Below are 26,296 nucleotides of genomic sequence, written 5' to 3'. Positions count from 1 at the left end.
AGCAGAATTCAGTTTCGAATATGCTTTTACAAAAAAAAAGCTATGTCATGCACAGCTTCGAGCTGTGATGACATAACCTTTTTTTGAACTAAAATCAAAATATTCTTCAATAAAATGAATTAGTTACCGATAAATTCTTGAGCCCAATATCCGTTGTAGAATCCAACACCAATTTTCGTAAAGTTTTTACTTAGGATATTCGCACGGTGGCCTTCGCTATTCATCCAGGCTGTAACAACCTCTTGAGGTGTTTTTTGCCCTTTCGCGATATTCTCGCCAGCATAGCTGTAAGTTACTCCGAATTGTTTCATCATGTCAAACGGAGAACCATAGGTCGGTGATTGGTGATCAAAATAATTGTTGTTGCTCATGTCTTTAACTTTGGCTACAGCCACTTTGTCCAAAAGAGCATCGGAAGCCAATGCGCTCAGGCCAGCTTTGGCACGTTCAGCGTTCACAAGTTTTACTACTTGAACTGCAAAATCCGATTGTGTGCTCTCGCTACCACTGTTTCCTGTATTGCCTGTAGTCGTTCCAGTTCCAGTTCCACTATTTGAAGGATCTTTGGCTGGTGTAGTTGCCGGTTTCTCTTCTTGAGTTGGTTTTGCAGGTGTTACGGGTTTTGCAGGTGTTGTCGGTTGAGCAGGTTTGGTAGTTTGATCAGGTTTAGTTGTTTGATCAGGCTGTGTTACAGGCTTCTCTACTGTTGTTTGCCCCTCGCCAGTTGATACAGTGTAACCATTATCTTTCAGCCATTGTTCAATGTACGCTTTTAAGCTATCCGCACTCGTAATCTTAAACGTTGTAGTTTTAGTAGTTGTTTTATATGATGCATCTGCAGCAGAAGCGGAAGCAGGGAGCATAACCCCTACGGCGAGTACGGCTGTCAGACTGCTGGTTACCACGGTTTTCATCCATTTCTTCTTCAAATTCATTCATCTCCTTAGAAATATTAGTTATGACAACTTTGTAATTAATACTCTAGGAGTATATCAATTGAATAGTAGATTGTGAACCCATAAATTATGGAAAAGTAACTTTTTTGTCATTTTTAACCCTGTTTCAAAGGGGCGTGGACGGTTTATAGTACATTGCACCATATCCTGCAACTTGCTCTTAAAACACTGGTATATCAACTAAAACCCCAACCATAAAGCTTAAAATACGGCATAAAAAAATGGCATCCGGACAAGAAATGCTTGCCGAATGCCACTTATCTTCTATTTATCATTCACCACACCAAAAACGTGAAGATCGCGATATAATAAAACTCTTTTTCTATAGAAGGACTTTACTGAAACGATAGCCTCTCTTCTGGAAACCAATATGCTCGTAGAAAGAATAGGTTGTTGAAGTCACTTCACGGTTCGCTCCGGTGACAAACAATTGTTTCCCACCTTGCTGTCTGCCCCAATCCTCGGCACGAGCCATCAGACGACGGCCAATTCCGCCCCCACGATGCTCTTGCCCTACAATCAAGGACGTAATTTGTGCGGCAGGTTCCGGATAGGCATGACTTTGCACACATTGCAAGCCAATCACACCAATAATCTGTTCATCCACTTCGGCAACAAGCATGCATGCGTTTGGATTGCTTTCCAAACATTCAATGCGCTCTTTCATGACATTGGCTGTTGTGGGATAGCTGACCTCTCGCATCAGTCCCGTTACCGCTTCAGCATCTCGCAGTTCACACTCTCGGATCATCAGTACAGGGGCCTCAACATTATTGGACATGATTTACCTCCACTTTCAGCATATTAGCGGCTTGTACCGCTGTTTTACGAGCTTCTTCCACATCTTGGCCGGCACTTAATGCTACGGCCATTCGGCGTCCCACTTTGGTCTCAGGTTTGCCAAATACACGAACCTGAGTACGAGGAAGCGCCAGTGCTTCTTCAATCCCGCCTACAGTAAAGTCAGATGTTTCATCATTAGCCTTCAGCGTTGCTGAAGCTCCCGGTGTCAGTAAATGTACACCTGTGACCGGAAAACCAAGAATTGCACGCACATGCAGCGCAAACTCGGAACTATCTTGCGTTACCATAGTAACCATGCCTGTATCATGCGGACGAGGCGATACCTCGCTGAACACAACTCCATCTGATGTCAGGAATAATTCGACTCCGAACAGTCCATAACCACCGAGTTCATCCGTAACCAACTTGGCGATATGACAAGCTTGCTCCCATTGCTCCGGTGTCATCGCATGAGGCTGCCACGATTCGACATAATCCCCATCCTTCTGAATGTGACCGATCGGAGGACAAAATACAGTCCCTGAGACAGATCTAACAGTGAGCAGCGTAATTTCGCTGTCAAACTTCACAAAGCTTTCCACAATGACACGTACGGATTTGCCACGTGCTCCCGAAAGAGCAATGTTCCAGCAATCCTCTACGTCATCCGATGTACGGCATACACTCTGCCCTTTACCGGAAGAACTCATTAGTGGTTTGATGACGCATGGTGTACCCAATTCACGAACAGCTTCCTGAAGTTGTTCCAGGTTGTCCGCAAAAAGATAGGCCGCTGTCGGAAGGTTCAATTGTTCGGCTGCCAGACGGCGGATGCCTTCGCGATCCATCGTTAAACGGGCAGCACGGGCCGTAGGAACGACACAAAATCCTTCTTCCTCAAGCTCGAGTAAAGCTTCTGTTGCGATTGCTTCAATCTCAGGTACGATGTAATGAGGTTGTTCCTTTCGGATCAATTGTTTCAGAGCTTCGGCATTTAACATGTCGATGCAGTAAGACCGATGCGCAACCTGCATGGCAGGTGCGTTTTCGTAACGATCAACAGCGATCGTCTCTACTCCCAGTCGTTGAGCCTCAATAACGACCTCTTTTCCCAATTCTCCGCTGCCCAATAGCAGCATTTTTTTGGCTTGAGCCGAAAATGGAGCACCCCACATGTTCTTTCCAATCCTCCCAAAGAGAAATCTTCTATATCTATCTCTCTATTTTCGGGGTTTTGGTTAAAGAATGCAAGAGTGCTCCCTATTTTTCTTGTGAATTTTACAAGATTTTTTGTGTTTTTTCGATCAATTTTTACAAAAATCTGTATTGAGCTTCTATTAACCCATTATAAACTCCTTGTTTCTGGATAAGTTGCTCATGGTTTCCTTCTTCCTTGATTTCACCATGATCTAGCACGATAATGTTATCCGCATTTCGGATCGTGGAGAGACGGTGGGCCACCATAAAGGAAGTTCTTCCTTGCAGCAGCACTTTCAAAGCCTCCTGAATTTTGAGCTCCGTTTCGGTGTCGATACTGGCAGTCGCTTCATCCAAAATCAAGATTCGAGGGTCAGCCAGCAAGGCACGGGCAAAGGATAACAATTGCCTTTGTCCCATGGATAATACATTCCCGCGTTCTTCGACTTCCGTATCGTATCCACCCGGCAGCTTCATAATAAATTCATGGGCATTAACTGCCTTCGCAGCTTCTTCCACTTCTTCATTGGTTGCATCAAGCCGTCCAAAACGAATATTATCGCGAATGGTGCCAGAGAAGATAAACGTGTCCTGCAACACAATACTGATCTGGCTGCGCAGACTTTCAACCGTTACATCCCTTACATCCTGACCATCAATAGTAAGACGTCCGCCTGATATGTCATAGAATCGGCTGATAAGATTGATAATGGTACTTTTACCTGAACCCGTATGACCTACAAGTGCAATCGATTGTCCGGCATCTGCAGCGAAACTGATTCCCTTCAGCGCCTGTCTGCCCTTCTCATATTCAAACACCACATTGTCGAATACAATATCTCCTTTAATAGAAGCAAGCGGCTTGGCTCCAGGTTTATCCGCAATACTTGGCTCCTCATCCATAAACTCAAAAATCCGTTCGGAGGAAGCCATGGCAACGAGCAACTGATTGTACATCTGTCCCAGACGGTTAATCGGGTCCCAGAAGTTGCCGACATAGTTAGCAAAAGCTACGAGCAATCCGATTGTCAGCTGCCCTTCTTGAATCAGATAAGCACCAAACCAGAACAGGATTAACGTACCGAAGCCGCCCGTAATTTCAATCAGAGGACCAAAGCCTTGGTTCATGGCCGATGCTCTATCCCATGATTTTTTGCTCGACAGATTCATGTTGTCAAAATACTTCATGTTTTCTTTTTCCTGCGTATAGGCCTGAGTCACACGAATCCCCTGAATGGATTCATTCAAATGGGAGTTGATGCGTGAGTTCTTCATACGTACATCCTGCCAGGCACGGCGGATCAGCACACGCAGTTTGGTCGAAATAATAAACATGAGCGGAACCGTAATAATGACCGCGAGGCCCAGTTTCCAGTTGATCAGCAGCAAAATGACGATAATCCCCAACAACTGCACACAGTCAATCATGACATTGACCGCACCGTTGGTGAACAGATCCTGCAGGGAGTTGATATCATTGGTGACACGCACCAATACCGAGCCCGCAGGTCTTTTGTCAAAGAAGTTAAAGGACAGCTTCTGGATGTGTTTGAACAAATCCGAGCGAAGATCGTAAATGACCCGTTGCCCGATAATGTTCGTCAATTTGATTCGGTACGTATTAGCCGCCCATTGAATCAGATACAACACAAGTACAGAACCAGCAATAATATAAAGCATCGTCAAGCTTGGCAAACCCGTTGCAGGTGCAATTGCTTTATCAATCGCCAAACTGATCAAAAATGGAACGGACAATTTCGTAATGGTACCCAAAATCATCATTAGAATAATGAGTGGCAAGAGTTGTCTTGCATAAGGTTTCATGTAAGCGAACAAACGTCCGAACTCACGCCAGTTAAACGGTTTTTCAATTATTTCGTCGTCCTGATATACAAAACGTTCATTCATTTTCTTATCAGAGGTCTCTTTGACCTCGCGCCTATCGGCTACCGTTTCGGCACTCATGAATTCACCTGCTCCCCAGCCTCCCGCTTACCGCGGGCAATATAATCTGCGTATTGAATCTCATATACGTCCCGGTAAGGTCCAGGCTCTTCAATGAGACGTTTGTGTGTGCCACGTTGAACGACACGTCCTTCATCCAGTACCAGAATCTCATCTGCGTGACGCAAGGAAGAGATCCGATGCGCAATGATAAACGTCGTTCTTCCACGCATGACTTCCTGGAATCCGGATTGAATTTCATGTTCGGTCTCCATGTCGACTGCACTGGTTGCATCATCCAGAACGAGAATTTTCGGGTTTTTCAGCAGAGCTCTAGCAATTGCAATCCGCTGTTTTTGTCCTCCCGACAAGCCCATTCCCCGCTCCCCGACGACCGTATCGTATCCTTCAGGGAATTCCATGATGAACTCATGTGCTTTGGCCAATTTGGCTGCGCGGATAATTTCATCCATGGTTACATTTTTGAGTCCATATGAAATGTTGTTGCGAATGCTGGAAGAGAACAGGAACGTTTCCTGGAACACAGAAGCAATCTGACTCCGCAGGCTGCGAATTCCAATGTCCTTAATATTCTTGCCGTCCAGCTTGATGGTGCCCGAGTTCACGTTGTATGCACGCATCAGGAGCTGAATAATAGTTGATTTACCCGAGCCTGTTCCTCCCAGGAAGCCAATGACGGAGCCTGGTGGCGCATCAAAGTTAATATCGGTCACTGCCGGCATTTTATTGCCGTAAGCAAAGGTAACGGATTCAAAGGCCACATGCCCTTTGACTTGATCAGCCTCTACAATGACCGGATCTTCTGTCTCTTGTACATCTACCGGCGTATTCAAAAGTTCCAACACCCGTTCACCCGATGCTTTGGATTGCGTATAGTTATTGATATGGAAGCCAAGGTTCCACATTGGACCGATTATGTACCAGATCAAACTGAAAAAGGCAACGAGTTCACCGAGTGTTAACGTTTTCTGAATAACCATGTTTCCGCCAATGAGGAGCAGAAGAACTACGCTGACCGAAGCGAGAATCTCCATGATCGGAAAGTATTGACTCCATAATGTTGCTGCATGAATCTGGTTCGTTTTATAACGCTCGTTACGGACGGCAAACTTCTCCACTTCGTGAGGCTCACGTGCAAATGACTTTACAGTACGCACACCTGTAATATTCTCCTGTACTGCTGTCGTCAAAGAGCTGAGTGCCAGCCGCATTTCTTGGAATGCAGGGTGAATTCGGGATTCGAATCTCAGCGCAACGAAGGCAAGCAGAGGAATACATATGAGCGTTAGCAAGGTAAGCTTCCAACTCATGGTCATCATCATGATTGCGCCGAATACGACCATCAGAACCATGTTGAGAATTTGAGCGAAGCCAAATCCGATAAAGTTACGGATCGCTTCGAGATCTCCCGTGAGGCGGGACATCAAGTCTCCCGTTTTGGCCGTGTCGTAATACCGGAAGGATAAAAATTGAAGCTTTTCGTAACAAGCGTTACGAAGTCGGTACGCCAGGAAGTTTCCGAGACGCCCTCCAAAAAGACCGTGTAAAAACTGCATTCCCGCTTTCAAAATAACGACACCTAATACCGTTAAAGCAAGTTTGGGAACGTCTTCAAAATTGCGCGGAGTGATGACGTCATCAATCAGTATCCTTAGCATGTTCGGATACACCAGTCCAAGCGCGGTCGCTATGGCGAGGCATAAGATCGATAAAAATAAATACGAGCGCTTCTCCCAGAAAAAGATCTGCAATTGCCTGAGAACATCCATGTCTCTCCTCCTCTTATATCGTTCAAAATCAGTATGAACATTTATGAAGTTTATCACCGTCCCCCCTTCGCGGCAAAGCGAATAAGCGACCATATTCAGGCTACTTTCACCTTAATGCGTCATTAAGGGAGGTAGATACCCTTCTATCAATCAAATGTTTGAATATTCTCTTCCTTTCAGGTTGTTCGTACCAAAAAAGGCTCCCTGTATACCTTTAGAGGCAGGGGCCTTTTTTGGTACAACGACAACATTTCAACATATCGCTGTATATCTCATTTCGCTTTTCAACCGTTTACATACAGACATGGATTTGAATACCTTTTATTCACATTCAATCTGCCCCAGTTGTACAGACAGACTCTCCCATTCTTCGGCAGGAATTCCACTGGTCAGAGTCTCATGGAGGGCACTCACGGCCTCCTCAAGTCTCTCTTCCAATTGACGGGATTGATGCTGCAAAGACTGCCCAAGCTGGTTGTCATAGAATTGGACCAGCTTATTCTCCGCAGCAGGCAGAACATCGATCACCATCTGTTTAATAACTGGGTCAAGTGCCTCCTGCAGCCGCTGTCGTCCATCTCCTTCGAAGAACTGTTTCGGATTACGGAAATAACTCAGATATGTTTTCCAACCCGAAGGTTCTTCCAAACGCACCTCGTCCAGGACAGGTGTACTCCAGCGTTCGTTCAGCGGCAACGACAGATCCATTCCTCCGGATAATCGTTTCAATTCATCTACACATTCGGTCACTTGTTTGTGCAGCCAAGTCTGACCCGCCTGTTCGAGTCGGAGTGTAGTAGCAAGCAGTTCCTGCTCCAGTTCGATGGCAATCATGCGCAGCAGTTCGCGACCGCAGGCTGCAAAGGCTGCTTTCAGATTCCCGCGATCCTCACGAAGAACGGATGGATGGAACGCTTCTGCCATGAACAGACCAAAACGATAACCCAGGCGCTGCCGCACATGGAACAGAAGTTCAGACGTTTCCTGAGCCAGTTCTGCCTTCATGGACCGTTCCGCAAGCAAATGTACCCTCTGAAGCGACTGTTCCTGGATTGAGCCCAGCTCATCCCGACGTCGCTGTAGAACCTCTTCCCCCTGAGTCGCATCCTCGGCACGTGTCTTCAGACGTTTTATCACCCGTGCGATCTCTTCAGAAGCTCCACCAACTGCAAGGTCCGCAAGCTCACTTCCTGCAAATCGGTTAAATTCTTCCTCGAACTGAATGAAGCCGGATTTCTCCAGCAAAGTCGCATCGTTGCCCGTCTTGCCTTCCATTGCCAGCATGCTGGATACAGGAAATAGGCGTGGTGCCCGAATGCCATTACTGCGCAGCTGAGTACTCACATGGTCAAGAACCTGCTCCAACTCCTCTTCAGAGGAAGACAAATCACTTGCATTAACCACAAAGAACATTTGATCCATCGCCGAGCTGTCTTTGACGCGTCCCAATTGATTCAGGAACTGTCGGTCTCCTTGAGAGAAGGCATGATTGTAGTACGTTACGAAAATGAGTGCATCCGCATTCTTCATATAATTGAATGTGACGCCCGTATGACGGGCATTCACAGAGTCAGCCCCTGGCGTATCTACAAGGACAATGCCTTGTTCTGTCACATCACAACTGTAGTACAGGTCAATACTGTCGACAAAGCAAGACTTCTTCTCATTGGCGACAAAGTTACGATATCCGTTCAGATCCACCAGCACATCGTGGCCGAGTTGAGCTGCGGTATCCTCCCAGCCTGCTGCAGCTGCCTGCAAAAAGCTGTAATGCGGACGCCCCGCTGGATGCACATCCTGTGGTGAAAGGGCTTTGACGCGTTTTTGCCAGTCTGCCCCAGGCTCGCCCAGTCCAAGCAAACGGAAGGAATACGCAAGATCCTCCTGGAAGGCGTCCGGGGTCTTCATTTTCACCCGGGCTGTTCCATGCTCCGCGCCACCGGTCGGAGCCATGATCCGGTTAATTGCCGCTGTCGTTGGATGCGGCGAGACCGGTAACACGGCTTCGCCCAGCAACGCGTTGGCGAAGGAGGACTTGCCGGCGCTGAACGCTCCGAACAGCGCCAGCGTAAACGTGCCGCCCGCAAGCGAAGCCGCGCGTGCACGCAGGTCCCGTACCGCCGACCCCATGGCGGGGTACGGCTCTACCAGCGCAGCGGCGGCTTCCAGCCGTGCCGCCGCTGCGTCCAGGCGCCGGCGGCGCTGTGTGCCAGCCGCCGGCTGCCCGTGCACCGCCGCTTTGCGCGGCGGCGGTGCCCCTGGAGTCTGTGGCTGCGCAGCCACAGACTCTGCCGTGCCCGTGTGCGGGCCGGGTGCTTCACCCGGCTCGTGCGCGGGCACGGGCGGGCCCTGCACCTCCGGCAATAGCCCGGAGGTGAGGGGGCCCGCAGGCGGCAGCAGGCTGCGCAGCCCTGCTGCCTCGGCGTCGGCGGCGCGCTGTAGCGCCGTGTAGCGCGTCGCCGACGCGGATTGCGCCAGCAGCGCTGTGCGGCTGGCGTCCAGCGCCTGGAGCGCGGCTTCGCCCTGCGCGCCCAGCGCTTCAAGCAAGCGGTCGGCCAGCATCATGGCCGACCTGCGGTAACGGGCCTCAATCTCGCCCCGTATATCTTTGCTGAATTGAAGCACATACTCAGGAGATACTTCTGCGCTGGCGCTCCGTTTCATCTCCAGCAGTGCTTCATCTACTGTAGGCAGCTCCGCGTTCAGCGCCTGCTCCCACTCAGCACCCCACAGCTGATGGGCTTCGCCCAACTGTCTAATCATGGTACGGATATGCACTTCTACTTGTCCCGAGACCTGATCATGCAGAAGTCTCACAAGCTCAGCGGCACGACGCAGTTTCTCCTGCTCGGTTTTACCACCAGAGAACAATAAGCCTACCCGGAAACCGGGTTTACGGCTCTCCAAATAAGCTGCCGCAGAGGTACGAATATCGGCAGGAGTTAGGTTCGCATTTGCCAGAAGGGGTTCCAATTCCGCCCGAAACTTCTCCCGTTCCCGTGATGGTTTGGAACGAAGTTCTGCTTCCTTTTGATCCAGCAGACCCAACTCCCGTTCCAGGTGTTCAATACCTTCCTTGCCCCCTACTTCCTCCAAGAGCGCTGTCTCTTCCTCTTCGCGTTCTTCCGCACGTCTAGTCAGGTGCTGCTCAGTCACATGGCTCGCAGAGCTTGCAAGGCTGTGCTTGATTAACCCTTCCTTCTCATTCATCATATGTTCAATCAGTTGAGGAAGCTGCTTCCACTGGCTGTAACGATGCTCCTTGTCCCGAAGCGAAGTAAACAGCAGACCATCATACCGGACTTCCCAGGCTGCAAAAATAGCTTCTACACCTTCAACATATTGGTCAAACGAGAGCTCCCGTTCCCGATGTTTATCAATCTGGTTTACGATTAGAAACAACGGTTTGCCCCAATCGGACAAACTTTTGGCAAAAGAAAGGTTGCTTTCCGATTGCACATGGTTATAATCCATCACATAGAACACCACATCGGCAAGATGAAGTGCTGAATGTGTTGCTAGGCTGTGCCCCTGATCGGTCGAATCCACGCCTGGTGTATCAAGTAATACCGCATCATCTTTCAGTAGGGGAATGTCGTCCCATACTGCAATGGAGGTGTATGCCCCACCATTCTTGCAATACTCTTCCAATTGTTCTGGCGAAACCTCAAGTACTCCCGCTGAATTGTCAGCGCTTACGTTCGATGACGTATAAATAAGTGCTCTCGGCTCACCGTTACGGATGGATACAACATTCGCACTTGTAGGTACAGGACTCGAAGGCAAAACCCGCTTGCCACATAAACTATTAATTAGACTCGATTTGCCTGCCGAGAAGTGTCCACAAAACGCAATCGTTAACTGTTTCATTTCCGCCTTACTGATCAAATCCGTTAAAGCCTGTACAGCTGTATGGTCCCCTGTCTGCTCCATCGCTTCTCGCAGTGGAAGCAGAGGTTTGGCCATCTCTACTGGGTAATCTGTTCTGGACATGACTGGCCTTCCCCCTGGCTCCTCTAATTTGACATCTGGTCCGATGTCTTTATCTTATAATTCATTTATTTTACCATTATCAAGTTTGAAATTGAACGGTTTGAATGCAAGATGACTGACAAAGAAATTTTCACATCGCAATTCTCCACATAAAAAAATAAAACCGATCCTGTCGGTTTTATCTGTGAAACGATTGTATTCCATAAGAAGCATGCTGCGTCCATGCCCAATGGGATCACCTTCAAAAGGATAACCCAGTGACATAGAAGCAGCATATCTTATTATTCCAAATCTCTTAAGAAACAGCGTTCTCCATCGAAGGCAGCAAAATTTCAAATACTTGTCCATGCTGCAGAATCGTAATGTCACGACCTTTGTCTCTCATGACAACCACTTCTGGTTTCGTGGACATACGCTCCAAATAATGTTCAGGCACATCGCCAGAATGGCTTACAGTGATGCCTTCTACTTCTTTTTCTTCGTTTTCAGCCATTTCCTGTTCAACGATTTGTTCGAAAATATCGGAGAAGGCCTCAAAATTGTCAGTGTACACGGAAATGCATTTCATGATTACTCATCCTCTTCTACTCATTAATTTATTTTTCGTTTTGGGGTTGTGGCACGTTCCTTATCTTTCCTGATTTGGGACGTTTTCATACGCTTTTTACCTTCTCTGCATATGTCCAGCAATGGACAGACATGACATTGAGGGTTTTGTGCCTTGCAATGGTAGCGTCCAAAAAATATGAACCGATGATGAGTTAAAGTCCACTCATCCCGGGGTACGCGCTTCATCAGTTTTTTCTCGACTTCAAGTACGGAGTCATCCCAACCTGCTAGTGCCAGCCTTTTGGATACACGTTCAACATGCGTATCCACCGCAATTGCCGGGACTCCAAATGCATTGGATACAACGACATTTGCAGTTTTCCGTCCGACACCAGGGAGCGTCACAAGCTGATCATGTTCCTGCGGTACATCACCGCCATACTGCTCTATTAAAATTCGGCACATGTTCTGAATATGCTTGGCCTTGTTTCGGTACAAACCGATACGCCGGATATCCTGTTCCAGTTCTTCGAGAGGAACAGACAGATAATCGGCAGGACTGGTGTACTTTTTGAACAAGTCTGCGGTTACCTTGTTTACCGTTTCGTCGGTGCACTGGGCAGACAATAGGACGGCTACAGTCAATTCAAACGCATTGCTGTGATTTAATTCGCAATGTGCATCAGGAAACATCGCTTCCATTGTTTCGAGTATATGCCTAACAGTGGCTGCATTCATGAAGAGCTACCTCCCACAAAATGACTCCACGAGGTGGAGCCTTACTTCGAAGCTTCTTTCGAGTACTTTGCGGGGACCCCAAAAATCTTGCAAAAAAAACGTCCTGATACGGGAAAGATCCCGCATCAAGACGGTCATTCTTTTGATCCTCGAAAAGAAACGATTACTGTTTTTGGATCTCCAGTACAACGTTGTTCAGGAGATACAATACAATATTATCATTATCTTTGAGAGATTGCACGCTTAAAGTGTTGTCACCCTGGTGAACAAATGCGCCTGTACCCAGTGCAAAACGATAATTCGTGTCAGATGTGGACTCACGTTTAACCAAAATTTGGTTACCGACTCCATCATAAGACCAGAACTGTTTGCTCATGACCGTCAACACTCTGAAACGGGTGGAATTATCCGTATCCTTTGTCATCTCAACACGATCACCTACAGTAAGACTGCCAAGTGTGGTTAACGTAGATCCCGATTTGACCACTTTTACAGAACCACTAACAGGAACCGTCTCACTTTGACCATTGAACAGTTTCAGTGTAACTGACGAAGCATCAACAGATGTAACCTCCGCAAGCGTACGTTTAACGACTTGAACCGCTTTAGGCGTAGTTCCCTCAAATGTAACGTTAATCAGGTTGCCCGCTGTCAATTGTGACGCCGTAATGGTCTGACCACTTTCTCCTGTCAGAACCGCTTGATCGACATAGAACTGACTTGTCAGCGAATCCGATTTCACGCGAACACGTCCATTGGTTTCTACAGAGACTACTTCAAATTGAGCCACGGTGTTCAAAGCCACTTTCTGCACATAGTCCTGATTCGAACCAAGCGTAACTGTGACACTATCACCGATCTTCAGATCACTCAGACTTGCTCCAGATTTGTTGTAGATCTCAATTGTTGGAACCGTAGAGTACGGCACCGTGATCGTTTGGTTTCCAGACAACAAACTGATTTTTCTGCCCGAAGTATCAATACTGCTGATTGTGCCTTCGTATTTGTAAATCACTTTAACGGATAGCGCACGAGTTCCCACATACGTCAGATCCAATTTGCGACCATCATTTAACAAAGACTCCAATCCAGCAAGTGTAGGCTTCGATGTGTTGTAGTCCAGCTTCGTTTTGTCATCCAGCGTGAACACAAACGGTTTTTTATTGCTGTCGAGAACCGTCAATACTTTTGTTTTACTGTTGTAGGATACAACGGAAACCCCGTTCATTGGCTCCATCTGACGTCCGATTACTTGAATGCGCGTCACACGGTCTTCAGAGTTTAGCGTAAGCTCAACCTGATCTCCATTAGTTGCGTCCGTAATCAGATCATTCAGTGTAGCATCCTGGATTCCGTTGATAACTACTTCAGGCTTTTCTACCAGCAGCTTCGCTTCCAGCGATCCACCTTCACGTTTAAACGTCAGTGTTGATTGGTTACCACCGATCTCCACCAGTGTACCGCGTAAAGACTGCTCTACACCTTGCGACAATTCAATCGTTTGCAGGACGCTGTCTTTCACCGTATACTTCACTGCACTTCCCGCTTTGAGCTCAGCCAGGGAAAGGATTCGGTCCTGGTAACGAATGATTAGATTATCATTATAGGTGTATTGCTCTGTAGTTCCGGCTGCATTGGTAAGCTTAATCGTTTTGGCAGAAGTCGTTACTTCAGCAACGACACCACTATCACTTTTGTTGACAATACCGGACTTCACACGAATAACAACTGTCTTTTTGTCATCCGAGAACGTCTCACGTTGTACTTCAATGGTGCTATCTGCTGTAATATCAGACAGTTTGATTGCATTTCCATTTTGATCCATAAATGCTGTTGCCTCATCATAGCCGTACGTTTCATAATTCTCGCCTACAAACAAGCCAATTTTATTACCTGATAATGAACGAGCAAAAGTACCTTCAACGCTTTCTACCTGCGGCGTAGCATCGACCACTTCGACATAGGAAGCCGTACCGGTAGTACCTACAATCTGAACTTTTGTATACAGCTTCACATCCGCAGACGATGCACGGGATTCACTGTCTTTTGTAAAGTAAGGCGTACTGCTGTTCACTGCGAAGTTAACAGCTTTTCCGTCCACAACAAGCGTAATCTGCCCATCTTTTAATCCTGTTACATAACCTGTGGATGTGTTCGCATACTTCGTATCCGTTAACGTTTCGCCACGGCTAAAGAATGTAGCAAGTTGGGCACGAGTTACAGAGCCGGTTGGATTAAACTTGTTGCCTTCTACACCTTTGGCCAGATCCAAACTTACAGCCAGATTGATGTACCCTTTGCCACTTTCGGAAATGCTATCATTATCTGCAAATCCGGTAGATTGATTGTTTTGTGCCTTCGCTTCAGCATCTTTGTTCAACGAACGGATCAGCAATTTTGTAATCCATTCACGTGATGCCTGCTTCTGCCCCCAGGATGTTTTGGATACATCCACAGTAGATTCTTCGGTTTTATCAATCAGTCCCAGTTGAAGCGCCAAAGCGACATATGGCTTGAAATAGTTTCCCACTTCCATATTTGTCGGTAATGCCGTAGCCGTGCTGTCGTTCAACTGGTTCTCCTTGTTCATAAAACGGATCGCCATCGTCACAGCTTCCTGCTGTGTTACCGCGTCTCCTGGACGGAACAGGCCGTTGTTACCGAGAAGAATGCCTTGATAGGCCAGTTTGTACACATGTTTCTCAGCCCAATATCCGACCTTGATATCACTGAACAAACCGGTTGGTGCAGCTGTATTGCTTACAGTTGCAGTCTGGCCTTGCCCCGTATCTGTTGATTCTGCTGCCATGGCAGCTCCGCCAGCGCTAAGGGCCATCATGCCTGCAAGCACGGCTGAAACTACTTTTTTAGAGTGTGATGGATTGTTATATTTAAAAGTCACCTGTGATTCCCCTCTCTCATGTAAAACGGCCGATATTCCGCAGATTCACGGTAAAACAACATGCTGTACAACCTATTCGGATCGTGTCATTGGATGCTCAAGATCCACATGGCCCATCAAACTCTCGGATTGCTGGCCATCTACCAGCAAATCAAGTGATTTGACTTCATCAAACTGGAAGAATGTTTGCTTCAAAGCATCAATGGCAAACACTTCGCCACCTGCACCAAGACGTGCTGTATCCGGCATGTGAATATCCAGGGTAAGCGCGCCGTCTTTGAACTGAACAGATTTCAATTCAATTTCTTTCGCCCAAAGCGGAACGAGTTTGTCGTCCTTGCTTTGTTGCAGCGCCGCAAATGCAGCCTTGTACTTGGCTTCATCCGAAGCGTAAGAAATATCTGCCGATGCTTTGTGCAATTCCAACTCTTCTAGATCTGTGTAGTACACTTCAATGGTCTTCTTCTCATTACTTTCGGAAGTTCCAGGTTTCTCTGAAGTAGTTCCACTCGATGGAGTCGTTGTACCCTCCGTAGTGCCTTCAGTGTTATCCGGTGTCGTTGTTGTTGTATCCTCCGGATCCACAGTTACAGGTTCAGTAATATCCGTCTCATTCTGATCCTCAGGCGCATTATTCTCTGTTCCCGCACCTTGAGTCTGATTTGGAGCTGGAGCAGCTGTTGGCTTGCTTCCACATCCAGCAGCAACTGTCATAACCGTTACCAGCAGCGCTGCAATCCATAATTTTTTGTTCATTCTAACTCCGCCTCCTGATCATAAGGGTTGAACCCTTATTTAATTCCCAGATACTCCTTGATCCCTGCAACAATCCCTTTGGCTACACTGTTCTGGAAACTTTCAGTGAACAATGCGGCTTCATCGCTCTTGTTGCTCAGGAAACCGGCTTCCAGCAAAACAGCCGGCATCGTTGTTTCACGGGTTACGTGGAGACTTGCCGTTTTTACTCCGCGGTCCTTCAGACCAGATGATTGCAAGAGATACTTGTGCATCACCGTAGCCAATGCCTTGCTATTCGAACGGGTGTAATACGTCTCCACACCGTTTGCCGCTGCAGACCCGCTGTTCGCATGAATGGAAATAAAGATATCCGCCTTCAATTTTTCTGCGATCTTTACTCGTTCACTCAAAGCCAAAAATGTATCATCGCTGCGCGTCAGCACAACGTCAATGTTAGATTCTTTTTTCAGCAATGCTTCCACTTTCAGAGCCATTGCCAGATTGAAGTCTTTTTCCTTCTTGCCGGTTACACCGATGGCTCCCGGGTCCTGATTACCATGTCCAGCGTCTACAACAACAACTTTTTTACCGTTGTTTCCAACAGGAGGTTGCGGTGTTGTAGTGCCTTCTTTGTTGAGATCAATCATAACCAGACCGGAGTCACTTTGCACGTCATAACCTTTGGCATTGCTCAGATCAATGACAAAACGAAGAGTAGAAGGACTATTGCTGTACAAGGAATAACGAATCTTCGACACATCCGGATATCCACTCACGACAAGCTGTCCATTCTGGTTGCTGTCCAAAGCTTGTCCTTCACTAAAAGAGTCAGCGAATGCGGTATTTGGCAAGTCTATAACGATTCGATCCGGTCCTGTCATCGTGAAGACGTTCGGCTTCGTATTTCCACTTGTTGCAATCAAAAAGCGGTTGTCACTGAAGCTGATGCCGTTCACCAGTACAAGACCATCCTGATCCGATCCTCCACCATCATTACCAGAGTTCGGAGGAGTGGTTGTCCCGTTTCCGGAACCTGAATTCTGGGTAACTAATGTTACCGTCTTCGTTGTATTGTTCCAACCCACCTTAAGACCCATTTGCTCACCAATGAACCTTAAAGGCACAAGTGTGGTTCCATTTTTCACGAGTGGCGGGGCATCCAGGTTCACGTTACTGCCGTTCACCGTTGCCGTCTTCTGTCCAACAATCATCTGCATGGCAGTGTTGTCTTTGCTAATAGTCACGGTGCTTGTTGCCTGTTTCCAGTCCACACCATATCCCAGGCTCTCCGAAATAACCCGAATCGGAACCATCACGCTACTATTGATGATTTCCGCTTTGGCATCCGAAGGCTGCACAATTTCTTTCCCATCTAGGATAATGTGCGTATCTGCTGCTGCATGACTATAGCCCGGGAAAACGAGCCCAAAGACAAATAACAGTACCAAAAAACCGAACTTCTTCATCCTTCACCCCTACCATTCTCATATTTTTTTGCCGCATGTTGTGAACCTTCAGCTCCGACTGACCACTGAGGCATTACCAGACACCTATTAGACGCCTCGTACTCTCAAAAGTTGCGAATATATTCCAACATAACAGAAAAAAAACGTTGTCAAATCAAGCTTTTTCTACATTTTATTGTCTGAATTTTTCCTTAATTATCAATTATGCATCTCGAAACAACGGACTACCCTGACCTTCATATTTGCGCACTGCCCACTTTAAAGACCTAAATATTCAACAATTCCATCTACGATGGCCTGTGCACATTTGTTCTGATAATCTTCAGTCAGCATCATTGCTTCATCAGCTGGATTACTCAGAAATCCGAGTTCAAGCAGAACTGCGGGCATCGTTGTTTCACGGGTTACATGCAGACTTGCCGTTTTGACTCCCCGATCCTTAAATCCTGTAACCTGCAACACATGCTTATGCAAAACATCGGCCAAATCCTTGCTATCTTTACGACTGTACAACGTTTCAATTCCATTAGGAACAGGAGTTGTAAACTTGTTTCCATGGATCGACACAAAAATATCCGCCTGATTCAGCTGGGCAATATCTACACGCTGCTGCAGGGATAATTCCGTATCATCCTGCCTTGTAATCACCGTCTGAATCTCCGTATATTGTTGCAGAAGTGCCTGAACTTTGAGTCCCACAGCCAAATTAAAGTCCTTCTCATAGGCACCTGTCACACTGACGGCCCCTGACTGTCGTCCACCATGTCCTGGATCAATAATGACAACCTTTTTGCCATCATTGGTTGGCACAGCAGGCTGACTTGTTGGTTCTCCATTACTCGCCGCAAGGTCAACAAGCAACACGTTGTTCTCGCCCAGTGACCATTTGGCAGTCGCCACCTGACTCAGATCAAGGACCACACGCACCGTTGAAGGCGTTTGGCTAAAAATTGCATATCGCACCTTGGAAACCAGCGATGAATCCGTAACCAGAAGAGTTCCGCTGCCATCCGGATTGGAAGCCTGTCCCTGGATGAACTCCTTAGCAAATGTGGTGCCGGGCAGATCTACGATGATACGATCAGGTCCGCTGAGACTGGAAACCTTCGGTGTGATTTTCCCGTTCGTCGCCAAGATTAGACGGTCCCCGCCGAAGCTGATACTTTGAAGCTCAGACAGACCTTCTGGTTCAGGAGCCTCCACTGGGTCATTTTCACCTTCGGTACCTGCTACAGGAGGAATACTTGATAGGCTTACTGTCTTGGTTCCATTGTCCCATCCCACCTGAAGACCCATGCCTTCACCGACAAAACGTAGCGGAACCAGTGTAGTCCCCTGTTTAATTAGAGGCGGAGAATCGAGACTCACCCGATTTCCATTCACGGTGGCCGCATCTTCGCCTGCCGTCATCTGGATACTGCTGTTACCTTTGAGAATACGAACAGTCTGAGTGGCTTTCTCCCATTTCACCTGATAACCGAGGTTTTCAGAGACGATCCGAATGGGCACCATCACGGTTTTGCCAGTATTCTCGGCTGGAGCTCCCGACTGCTGGTTAATGGTCACACCGTCCAGCACAATCGAGGGAGACGAATCGGCATTTGCCATGACAGGAAATAAACAGAGGAACAGAAAAACAAAGACTGCTGCCGACCATTTCTTCATACATCAACCACCATTCTGTTTGTCTTTTGAACCTTCGACCTGATTCGCTGTGATGCAACACTCGACTCTATCTACCCTTCCATAATCTACTAATCAGTTTATCAGATATTGTCACTTCATCCGGTTACAACGTTGTCATATTTAGTCGGAATATCCTATAACTCGAAAAGATAATTGCATCATTGCCAAATGCAAAAAAACCTCCAATTCGATCCAAGGAACGGTGAAGTTCCCTGCACGATTGGAGGTTTGAAATACAAATTACAGATGAAAGATTAGACTGAGGCCGTTTGTCCAAACAGCTTTGCCGCGTGGCGTTGTTCATAAGCCCCTATTTCGTCATCATGTTGAAGCGTGAGACCAATATCGTCCAATCCTTGCAACAGGAATTGACGACGATGCTCATCCAGATCAAAATCAATATGCAGTCCGTATGCATCTGTAATCGTTTTGTTTTCCAGATTCACATTCATCTCATAGCCTTCATGTGTCGCTGTACGCTGGAACAGATCTTCAACCTGCTCTTCGGACAGTTTGATCGGCAAGATCCCGTTCTTGAAACAGTTATTATAGAAGATATCCGCATACGATGGTGCAATTACACAACGGAAACCGTAGTCCATAATGGCCCAGGGTGCGTGCTCACGGGAAGATCCACAACCAAAGTTGGCACGTGAGATCAGAATGGATGCCCCTTCGTAGCGAGGTTTATTCATTTCAAAAGAAGGATTGTTGTTGCCCTCTTCGTCAAAACGCCATTCGTAGAACAAAAATTGTCCAAATCCGGTCCGTTCGATCCGTTTCAAAAATTGTTTCGGAATGATTGCATCTGTATCTACATTGACCCGGTCTACCGGTGCAACGATGCCTTGCAGTGTTTTGAATTCTTCCATATCATTCGTTCTCCCTTCAATCCGTTCGTTGTTAGATAGCTGCTTCCGTTTTGAAATTCCAGTCACGTACGTCAACGAAGTGTCCCTTAACCGCTGCTGCAGCCGCCATTGCAGGAGATACGAGGTGAGTACGTCCTCCACGTCCCTGACGTCCTTCAAAGTTACGGTTGGATGTCGAAGCACAACGTTGTCCGGGTTTCAATACGTCCGGGTTCATTGCCAGACACATACTGCATCCTGCATCACGCCATTCAAATCCAGCCTCAGTGAACACTTTATCCAGACCTTCTTTTTCCGCCTGGATTTTAACACGTCCCGAGCCTGGTACAACGATCGCTGTAACATTACTGGATACGGTGTGACCTTTGGCTACCTGTGCAGCAGCACGCAAATCTTCAATCCGTCCATTCGTGCATGAACCGATAAATACATAATCAATTGGAATTTCGGAGATTGGTGTTCCAGGTTCCAAGCCCATATATTCAAGCGCTTTTTCAGCTGCTTTACGTTCGTTTTCAGTTGGCAATTCAGCCGGGACAGGAACTTTCGAAGAAATGTCGGTTCCCATACCTGGGCTAGTACCCCAAGTCACTTGCGGAATCAATGATTCCACATCGATTTCAACAACATGGTCGAATTCAGCACCTTCGTCGGTTACAAGCTCTTTCCAGGCAGCAACCGCTTCATCGAATTGGCCATCGGCAGGTACGTATTCACGTCCACGCAGATATTCAAAAGTTGTTTCATCCGGAGCAATCATGCCCGCTCTTGCTCCACCTTCGATGGACATGTTGCAGACGGTCATACGCTCTTCCATGCTCAGTTCACGGATCGATTCACCTGTATATTCAATAACATATCCAGTAGCAAAGTCTGTACCGTATTTGGCGATGACTGCGAGAATCATATCCTTCGCCGTTACACCCGGGTTACGTTTGCCGACAAAACGAACTTCCATCGTTTTGGCTTTGGCTTGCTGCAAACATTGGGTTGCCATAACATGTTCTACTTCACTCGTTCCGATCCCAAATGCGAGTGCGCCAAATGCGCCGTGTGTGGACGTGTGGCTGTCGCCACATACAATCGTTTTACCTGGATGAGTCAGACCGAGCTCAGGACCCATAACGTGTACAACACCTTGATCAATGGTATCCAGATCATACAGTTTTACGCCGAAGTCACGGCAATTTTGTGAAAGTGTGTCGATTTGTTGTTTGGAGATTGGATCCGTAATGTTAAAACGATCTTTCGTTGGAACGTTGTGATCCATTGTTGCGAACGTCAACTCAGGGCGACGAACTTTACGACCACTCAGACGCAGACCTTCAAACGCCTGTGGGGATGTTACTTCATGCACCAGATGCAGATCGATATACAAAATGCTTGGTTTGCCTTCTTCCTGATGAATCACGTGGTTTTCCCAAATTTTCTCAAACATCGTTTTTTTACTCATCATTTTCACCTCATCATAAGTTCGGTCCTTGGAAGAGCCTCAGTAGTTTCTTTAAAAGTGAAGCTCTTGAATGACATAAATATATCACCCTGTCCTTCATTGTTCCAAGATATAATATCTATAGATGTAATAGGTTTAACCTATAATGAGGGAAAAGCAAATAAACCACTGCTCTATGCAGAGGTTTCAATTGATAACAATTATCATTATCATATAAGTCTTATACTACGTTCCAGCTTCTTCGCTGTCAATGCTTTTTATGTTAAATAGAAAAAAAGCAGCCCTGATGCAAGGGCTGCGATGACTAATTCTCACCAGCTCTAGACGTTCCCGTCCACACACAGTACAAACGACATATGAATAACCGAATGAAATAAATGAGACAACGGATCAGCAGATTGAGGTCTTGAAAAAAAGTACGATCGCTACCTCACGTATTCCCCACATCTATCTATTCATTGTATTACTGCCTCTACTGGAAGTGAATTACTTCTTGTCCCCACTGCTTTAATAACGAAATTGTAGGCTTTGGGAGAATCTATGCCGTTTAATGTATAGCTGTAACTTGTCTGACCGCTGACCGCCGGCACATACACGCTCCAATTCGTGCTGACTTTATCATTCTTCTCGTAAATCCGGTAACCTCGCACCGGCTCAGAGCTAGTTGCTGGCGCTATCCACGAAAGAACTGCACGGTTCGCTGACTGTCTTACTGCGCTTGGATTTTCGACTATGCCTGGTTTGCCGTCCGTCCGTTTAATACTGTAAGCATCATAGACGGCAAGAGGTTTATCTTTAACTGCTGTGTAGGATGTAACTTTCAGCACGTCGCTTGTAATGGAAACATCCAGGAACATTTTCTTGTTGGGCTGATCGTTTTTTGCTGCAAAAAACGTGTCTGCGTCTGGATTAAGAGCATAGAATTTCGAAGCGGCCGAGTTCCCCATTAGATACACGGTCCCTTTGGGATTCAGCACATTTCCATGCTCATCGGTAATGACATTCTTAATCGGAACGTTGTTCAGCATTTGAAAAGATCTCATATACATATGGTCATGTCCCTCAAACACCATATCCACACCCAGCTCATCAAATACAGGAATCAGATATTTCCGGTAAAATTCTACACGTTCGCTTTCTGCCGAAGCATTATCTCCTGAAGAATAAGCTCCCTTATGCATAGAGACGAATTTCCACTTCTTGTCGGTCTTTGCCACCTGATTCCGCATCCATTCCAATTGCTTCGTGAACTGCATATCCGCTTTGTATGGCTTGACCTCCCCTTCGTACTGGGAATTGATTTGCATAAACAGGGCATCGCCGTATTCGAAAGCATACACCGACCCATCATGAGCACCAGTCCCCACATCTTTTGGAAGATTAAAATGGTTATAAAAATTATTATTCGGATAATCCTCGACCTCATGGTTGCCGATTATCGGCGCAAATGGCACATTGGCAAATTCTTTTTTCGGCACACCCAAGAACCACTGCCACAGCTGCTCCAGATCACCGTCATCCGTTAGATCCCCTGTAAGAAGAACAAACTTTGGATCTACCGTTTTCTCAATAGCTCTCTTAAAAGTATCCTGCCACAGATCGAAATTGGATTTACTTGAGCCTTGGGTGTCGGTTACATAGAGGAAATGGAAATCCTGATTATCTGCCTTGTCTGTGGTAAAAGAACCCGTCTCGCTCCAGCCGTCCACATCACCGTTACCGGCGCGATACATATACTTGGTTCCAGGCTTAAGACCGGTTGCAATAACCTTGTGGCTGGCGAACTTCTTATACTTCTTGGAACTTCTGTCTCCTGACGTCATTAAGGTTTCAATAATTGTTGAACTACCCTCATAAGAAGTTGCCAGCTGTTCTGGGAACTCGCTTCCTCCGGCTTTGGAGGCCTCCACTACTTGCACTACTGTACTTCTTACGGTTTCGGCCGTATACCAGTCAAAAGCGATACTTGTCTTGGGGTCCCCATTAAAAGTCATATTCAGCAGCGTTGGTGTTTTGTTGCCGGTATCTGGAGACTTCGTCTTAAAGCTCCAAGTAATATCGTTGTCCGGTGTCCGGCCGTCCCCAGTCCCCTTAACAAGTTCTTTAGGGATGGTCACCTTGTAAGTTTTGCCGGCAGTAAAATTAGGATGGCTGACTTTAACCGTGTCTTGACCGAGGGGCGAGGCAGAGATGTTGGTAAGAGGGACATTGTTTTCTGTGATTACAACTTGATGGCCACTAACGAGACTAATGGCTTTATTAAACTTCACTGTAATCTCTGCGTTAAGGGAAACATCTGCAGCCCCTGAAGGGGGAGTTTTATTTACCTCAAGTGTGGGAGTGTTCCCTGGTTCGCCGCTGATGCGTGTTCCTTTAATTACCACATCTTTGATTCTGCTTGAACCTGAGCTGGACACCGTTCCCCCGCTTACGCTTTTCGCAGAGTTTACCACCCAGCGGATATAGAGTACATCTTGATTGTTTGTTTCCACAGGCAATGCGAGGTTCGTTAATTTGCAGGAATTATTGGAACAATTAAAATTGTTCTGGGCAAGAACCATTTTGCCGCCCGAAACATCTGTCCATTGCTGCTGATTCGTACTGTATTGCACCTTAAAATCCCTAGGTCCTGTACTTGAAGATGTTTGCTGTGAAGAGAGGTCGATACCTTCGAAGCCTTTGGTCGAAACCGTGGCAAGCCAGTACTTAATGCCCGTTCCTTCATGCCAGCCCTGGTTGCGTACGCTGTTCTCACCTGACTCATAGGTGTATGCATCCGTATTTGTTCCTACATCACGAATGGATGAAGCTGTTTGATATATCCCGCCGGTAGCCGGAAATACTCCGTTCTCACCTTTGTCTTTAAAAATCCACTGGGCAATCGTTTCCTCAACTGCAGTTGCTTCACTTGCAAGATCTTCCTCATTTCCTTCCCTTCCTGCTGAGACAAAACCGGTCAGTTCCATGACAAGCAGCAAACCTATAACCAATAGACTAATTACCTTGGAGAATCTGTTCTTGAGATAAGATTGGTTGTTGTCCATTCGCCTCATCTCCCTCCTATTATTGGAGTTTCCAGTTGGTAACTTGAAGTACTGCCGAATCTGCGCCCTTCAGGTCTGTTTCTCCCATGTTCAGCAAATTGCTCCACTGCTTCACACGATTCTTTCCGTTAGGCGGAGAGTTGTAGTCATTCGTATCCACAATCTTGGTCCGTTCTTTATAGAAATTGGTCATGAAAGTCTTCTCATCCGTGCTGCTTCCTGATTTACCCAAAAGCCCTTGAAGGGTCTCAGAACCGCCGGTCGCTCCATGGTTCAGCGCTGCGTCCACGAAGGAACCAATCGTTAATGCCGAGTTAAAGCCGCGTTTGCGGGCCTGATCTACACTGTACTTAATATAAACATTGTAGAACGTTTTCCACATAGCCTCTCTCCACTCGGGATCATTTTGCAAATTGCCGATCTTTTTGCAGAAACTCTTTTCGCTTTCATTGATTTCGAGGATCTTCCCTTTCATCGAACCCTTGACACCGATCCGGGCCAATGCTCCCTTAACCGAAGGATTACCCGCGCCTTTGGCAGCGTCATATTCCTTGAACAGATCCGGACCGTCGGGACCGGTATCATTTGAGCCGCCTGTAGTCGCACCGAATATTCCAATTGTATACCCACGGTTATCATCAATATCTTCACAATATCCGTAAAACTTGGTCCAGTTCAGATCGTCCTGCTCCGGTTTGTTGACAAGCATCATAATATTGTTCCACTGCTCACCATCAAGACCTGTGTTGGCACGTAAGAATTGAAGTGTTGCAGGGGAGAAATTAGAATTAGGGTTCCCTGCCGCATAACTTTTCTGTTGAGACGTATTGGACAGAGAGCCATAAGAAAAAATCATTGAAAAACTGAGCAGGATCATCAATGAAAATTTCATCTTCTTGAAAACCTTACTGTTCGTTGAATTAAGCACCGCAATCTCTCCCTTAATTGAATAGTATAAGCGCTTTAACTTTTAGCAACAGGAACCCTATACCTAAATCTATCCAAGCACGACACCCCTCCTTTTTTTCAACGATTTATAAATTCCATTCAAGCTTATCTCAAAAAAAATAACCATACAGCACGTATTTTCTTGTAATTATTAAATTTTCATACATATATTGCTATGAACCTTAGATCAAGTCTACAATCCTCTTAGGAGGTGCTGAATGAAGCCGGTATTTTATGAGTCTGCTCTTTTTGATGTCAGCCGCAAGAAACAGGTATACACCAGCATGCCTTCAAGACACTATCATGACGCATATGAGATTCTGTATTTAATATCCGGGGATTTTTATTATTATATAGGGGATAGAACCTACCAGGTTGCGGGCGGAACACTGCTATTTATGGATATTCATGAAAGGCACAAACTGGTTAATTCCAGCTGCAATATGTATGAACGAGTTACACTGCTTTTTAAGAAAGAATTCCTGCAGCATTTCTGTACCCGTGGTCAATGTGAGGATCTGCTCGAATTGTTCAAAAGTGATTACCGTGCTTTGAAGATGACCGGAAAGGATCAGCATTTCATCGAACAGCTTTTTCAGAAGATGATCCAGGAAGGGAAAAAGCAAGCCCGCGGGTATGAACAATACCAACAAATATTATTGGTAGAGTTGCTCCTCTATCTTAACCGCAAACTATTTGACAGCCTTGTCGCTCCATTGGTGGAATCCAATCGTACACACAAGAAAGTCCTAGACATCGTTAATTATGTAAATCAACATTATATGGAACCGCTTAAGCTCTGTGAGATTTCACGGCAATTCGACATAAGCTCTTCCTACCTTTGCCGAACTTTTAAAGAATCCACAGGGTTCAGCTTCATAGAATATATCAATAACATCCGTATTAAAGAAGCTCGTGATTTGCTGGTGGGCTCTTCTTTTAATGTTACTGAAATTGCGGGAATGGTTGGGTTTGATAACACTTCCCATTTTGGAAGAACCTTCAAATTAGTGATGGGCATCTCGCCACTCTGCTTCCGCAAACAATTTAAATCTTAATAGCAAAATCACTGAAATACCAATCATTAAAGAAAATAAAATGCCCAATTCTTCAAAATCGGCAATGGATTCTGTAAGGCAATACGTTAGCGGATCCATCCATTACAATCACTCATTTTCCTCATCCCAATTCAAGTCGAAATTTCTTTTCCCAACCCAAGAACCCCTTATAAAAAAGG

General features: G+C 46.4%; 18 protein-coding genes. 1 reads left to right on the top strand and 17 read right to left on the bottom strand.

The genetic code is table 11. The features are described 5' to 3' along the window. Window positions 1-119: 119 nt before the first annotated feature. The 17 genes from CRO25_RS02465 to CRO25_RS02385 all read right to left on the bottom strand — a co-directional run bounded on the left by CRO25_RS02465 (window position 120) and on the right by CRO25_RS02385 (window position 24,967). Window positions 120-929: a CAP domain-containing protein gene (locus CRO25_RS02465; RefSeq protein WP_079694023.1), complete on the bottom strand. Its 810-nt coding sequence runs from the start codon at window positions 927-929 to the stop codon at window positions 120-122. 349 nt (window positions 930-1,278) lie between these two features. Continuing rightward, a complete protein-coding gene (locus CRO25_RS02460) occupies window positions 1,279-1,737 on the bottom strand; it encodes a GNAT family N-acetyltransferase (RefSeq protein WP_062328403.1) in 459 nt (152 codons plus the stop codon). Continuing rightward, window positions 1,727-2,914 (bottom strand): formate-dependent phosphoribosylglycinamide formyltransferase, encoded by a 1,188-nt coding sequence (gene purT / locus CRO25_RS02455; protein ID WP_063563177.1) that lies wholly within the window; start codon window positions 2,912-2,914, stop codon window positions 1,727-1,729. The genes CRO25_RS02460 and purT overlap by 11 nt, the downstream gene beginning before the upstream one ends. A 136-nt stretch (window positions 2,915-3,050) precedes the next feature. After that, complete coding sequence (locus tag CRO25_RS02450) at window positions 3,051-4,901, bottom strand: ABC transporter ATP-binding protein (protein ID WP_063563178.1); 1,851 nt, start codon at window positions 4,899-4,901, stop codon at window positions 3,051-3,053. After that, window positions 4,898-6,670 carry an ABC transporter ATP-binding protein gene (locus CRO25_RS02445; protein ID WP_063563179.1) on the bottom strand — a complete coding sequence of 591 codons (1,773 nt, stop codon included), beginning with the start codon at window positions 6,668-6,670 and terminating at the stop codon, window positions 4,898-4,900. The genes CRO25_RS02450 and CRO25_RS02445 overlap by 4 nt, the downstream gene beginning before the upstream one ends. Window positions 6,671-6,991: 321 nt before the next feature. Beyond that, on the bottom strand, window positions 6,992-10,663 hold the full coding sequence (locus CRO25_RS02440) for a dynamin family protein (protein ID WP_079694024.1): 3,672 nt from the start codon (window positions 10,661-10,663) through the stop codon (window positions 6,992-6,994). Between the two features lie 54 nt (window positions 10,664-10,717). Then, a complete protein-coding gene (locus tag CRO25_RS33180) occupies window positions 10,718-10,927 on the bottom strand; it encodes a hypothetical protein (RefSeq protein WP_063566828.1) in 210 nt (69 codons plus the stop codon). A 31-nt stretch (window positions 10,928-10,958) separates the two neighbouring features. After that, window positions 10,959-11,231, bottom strand: a complete 273-nt coding sequence (locus CRO25_RS02430; RefSeq protein ID WP_024630585.1) for a hypothetical protein — start codon at window positions 11,229-11,231, stop codon at window positions 10,959-10,961. 23 nt (window positions 11,232-11,254) lie between these two features. Beyond that, window positions 11,255-11,950, bottom strand: coding sequence for an endonuclease III (nth, locus tag CRO25_RS02425; RefSeq protein WP_063566827.1), 696 nt, complete (start codon window positions 11,948-11,950; stop codon window positions 11,255-11,257). 163 nt (window positions 11,951-12,113) lie between these two features. After that, entirely contained in the window at window positions 12,114-14,852 is a 2,739-nt protein-coding gene (locus CRO25_RS02420) for an S-layer homology domain-containing protein (RefSeq protein WP_097115708.1), read from the bottom strand. Between the two features lie 72 nt (window positions 14,853-14,924). Further along, window positions 14,925-15,608 carry a GerMN domain-containing protein gene (locus tag CRO25_RS02415; RefSeq protein WP_063566825.1) on the bottom strand — a complete coding sequence of 228 codons (684 nt, stop codon included), beginning with the start codon at window positions 15,606-15,608 and terminating at the stop codon, window positions 14,925-14,927. Between the two features lie 35 nt (window positions 15,609-15,643). Continuing rightward, complete coding sequence (locus CRO25_RS02410; RefSeq protein WP_064636929.1) at window positions 15,644-17,056, bottom strand: N-acetylmuramoyl-L-alanine amidase family protein; 1,413 nt, start codon at window positions 17,054-17,056, stop codon at window positions 15,644-15,646. A gap of 258 nt (window positions 17,057-17,314) precedes the next feature. Then, window positions 17,315-18,721, bottom strand: coding sequence for an N-acetylmuramoyl-L-alanine amidase family protein (locus CRO25_RS02405; protein WP_079694025.1), 1,407 nt, complete (start codon window positions 18,719-18,721; stop codon window positions 17,315-17,317). A 275-nt stretch (window positions 18,722-18,996) separates the two neighbouring features. Further along, window positions 18,997-19,614 carry a 3-isopropylmalate dehydratase small subunit gene (gene leuD, locus CRO25_RS02400; RefSeq protein ID WP_063566822.1) on the bottom strand — a complete coding sequence of 206 codons (618 nt, stop codon included), beginning with the start codon at window positions 19,612-19,614 and terminating at the stop codon, window positions 18,997-18,999. Window positions 19,615-19,645: 31 nt separating this feature from the next. Next, window positions 19,646-21,067, bottom strand: a complete 1,422-nt coding sequence (gene leuC, locus CRO25_RS02395; RefSeq protein ID WP_063566821.1) for a 3-isopropylmalate dehydratase large subunit — start codon at window positions 21,065-21,067, stop codon at window positions 19,646-19,648. A 455-nt stretch (window positions 21,068-21,522) separates the two neighbouring features. Then, on the bottom strand, window positions 21,523-24,111 hold the full coding sequence (locus CRO25_RS02390; RefSeq protein ID WP_079694026.1) for a metallophosphoesterase: 2,589 nt from the start codon (window positions 24,109-24,111) through the stop codon (window positions 21,523-21,525). Window positions 24,112-24,130: 19 nt separating this feature from the next. Next, on the bottom strand, window positions 24,131-24,967 hold the full coding sequence (locus CRO25_RS02385) for a chitosanase (RefSeq protein WP_256863563.1): 837 nt from the start codon (window positions 24,965-24,967) through the stop codon (window positions 24,131-24,133). Window positions 24,968-25,277: 310 nt separating this feature from the next. On the opposite strand from CRO25_RS02385, the gene CRO25_RS02380 reads away from it, so the two are divergent. Beyond that, window positions 25,278-26,117 carry a helix-turn-helix domain-containing protein gene (locus tag CRO25_RS02380; RefSeq protein WP_079694027.1) on the top strand — a complete coding sequence of 280 codons (840 nt, stop codon included), beginning with the start codon at window positions 25,278-25,280 and terminating at the stop codon, window positions 26,115-26,117. The last annotated feature ends 179 nt before the right edge of the window (window positions 26,118-26,296 follow it).

It is taken from the genome of Paenibacillus sp. RU5M, assembly GCF_900221055.1.
In the GTDB taxonomy this organism is placed as follows: domain Bacteria; phylum Bacillota; class Bacilli; order Paenibacillales; family Paenibacillaceae; genus Paenibacillus; species Paenibacillus marchantiae.
Note: the sequence above shows the minus strand (reverse complement) of the source record. Positions and strands in the feature narration are given on the sequence as shown.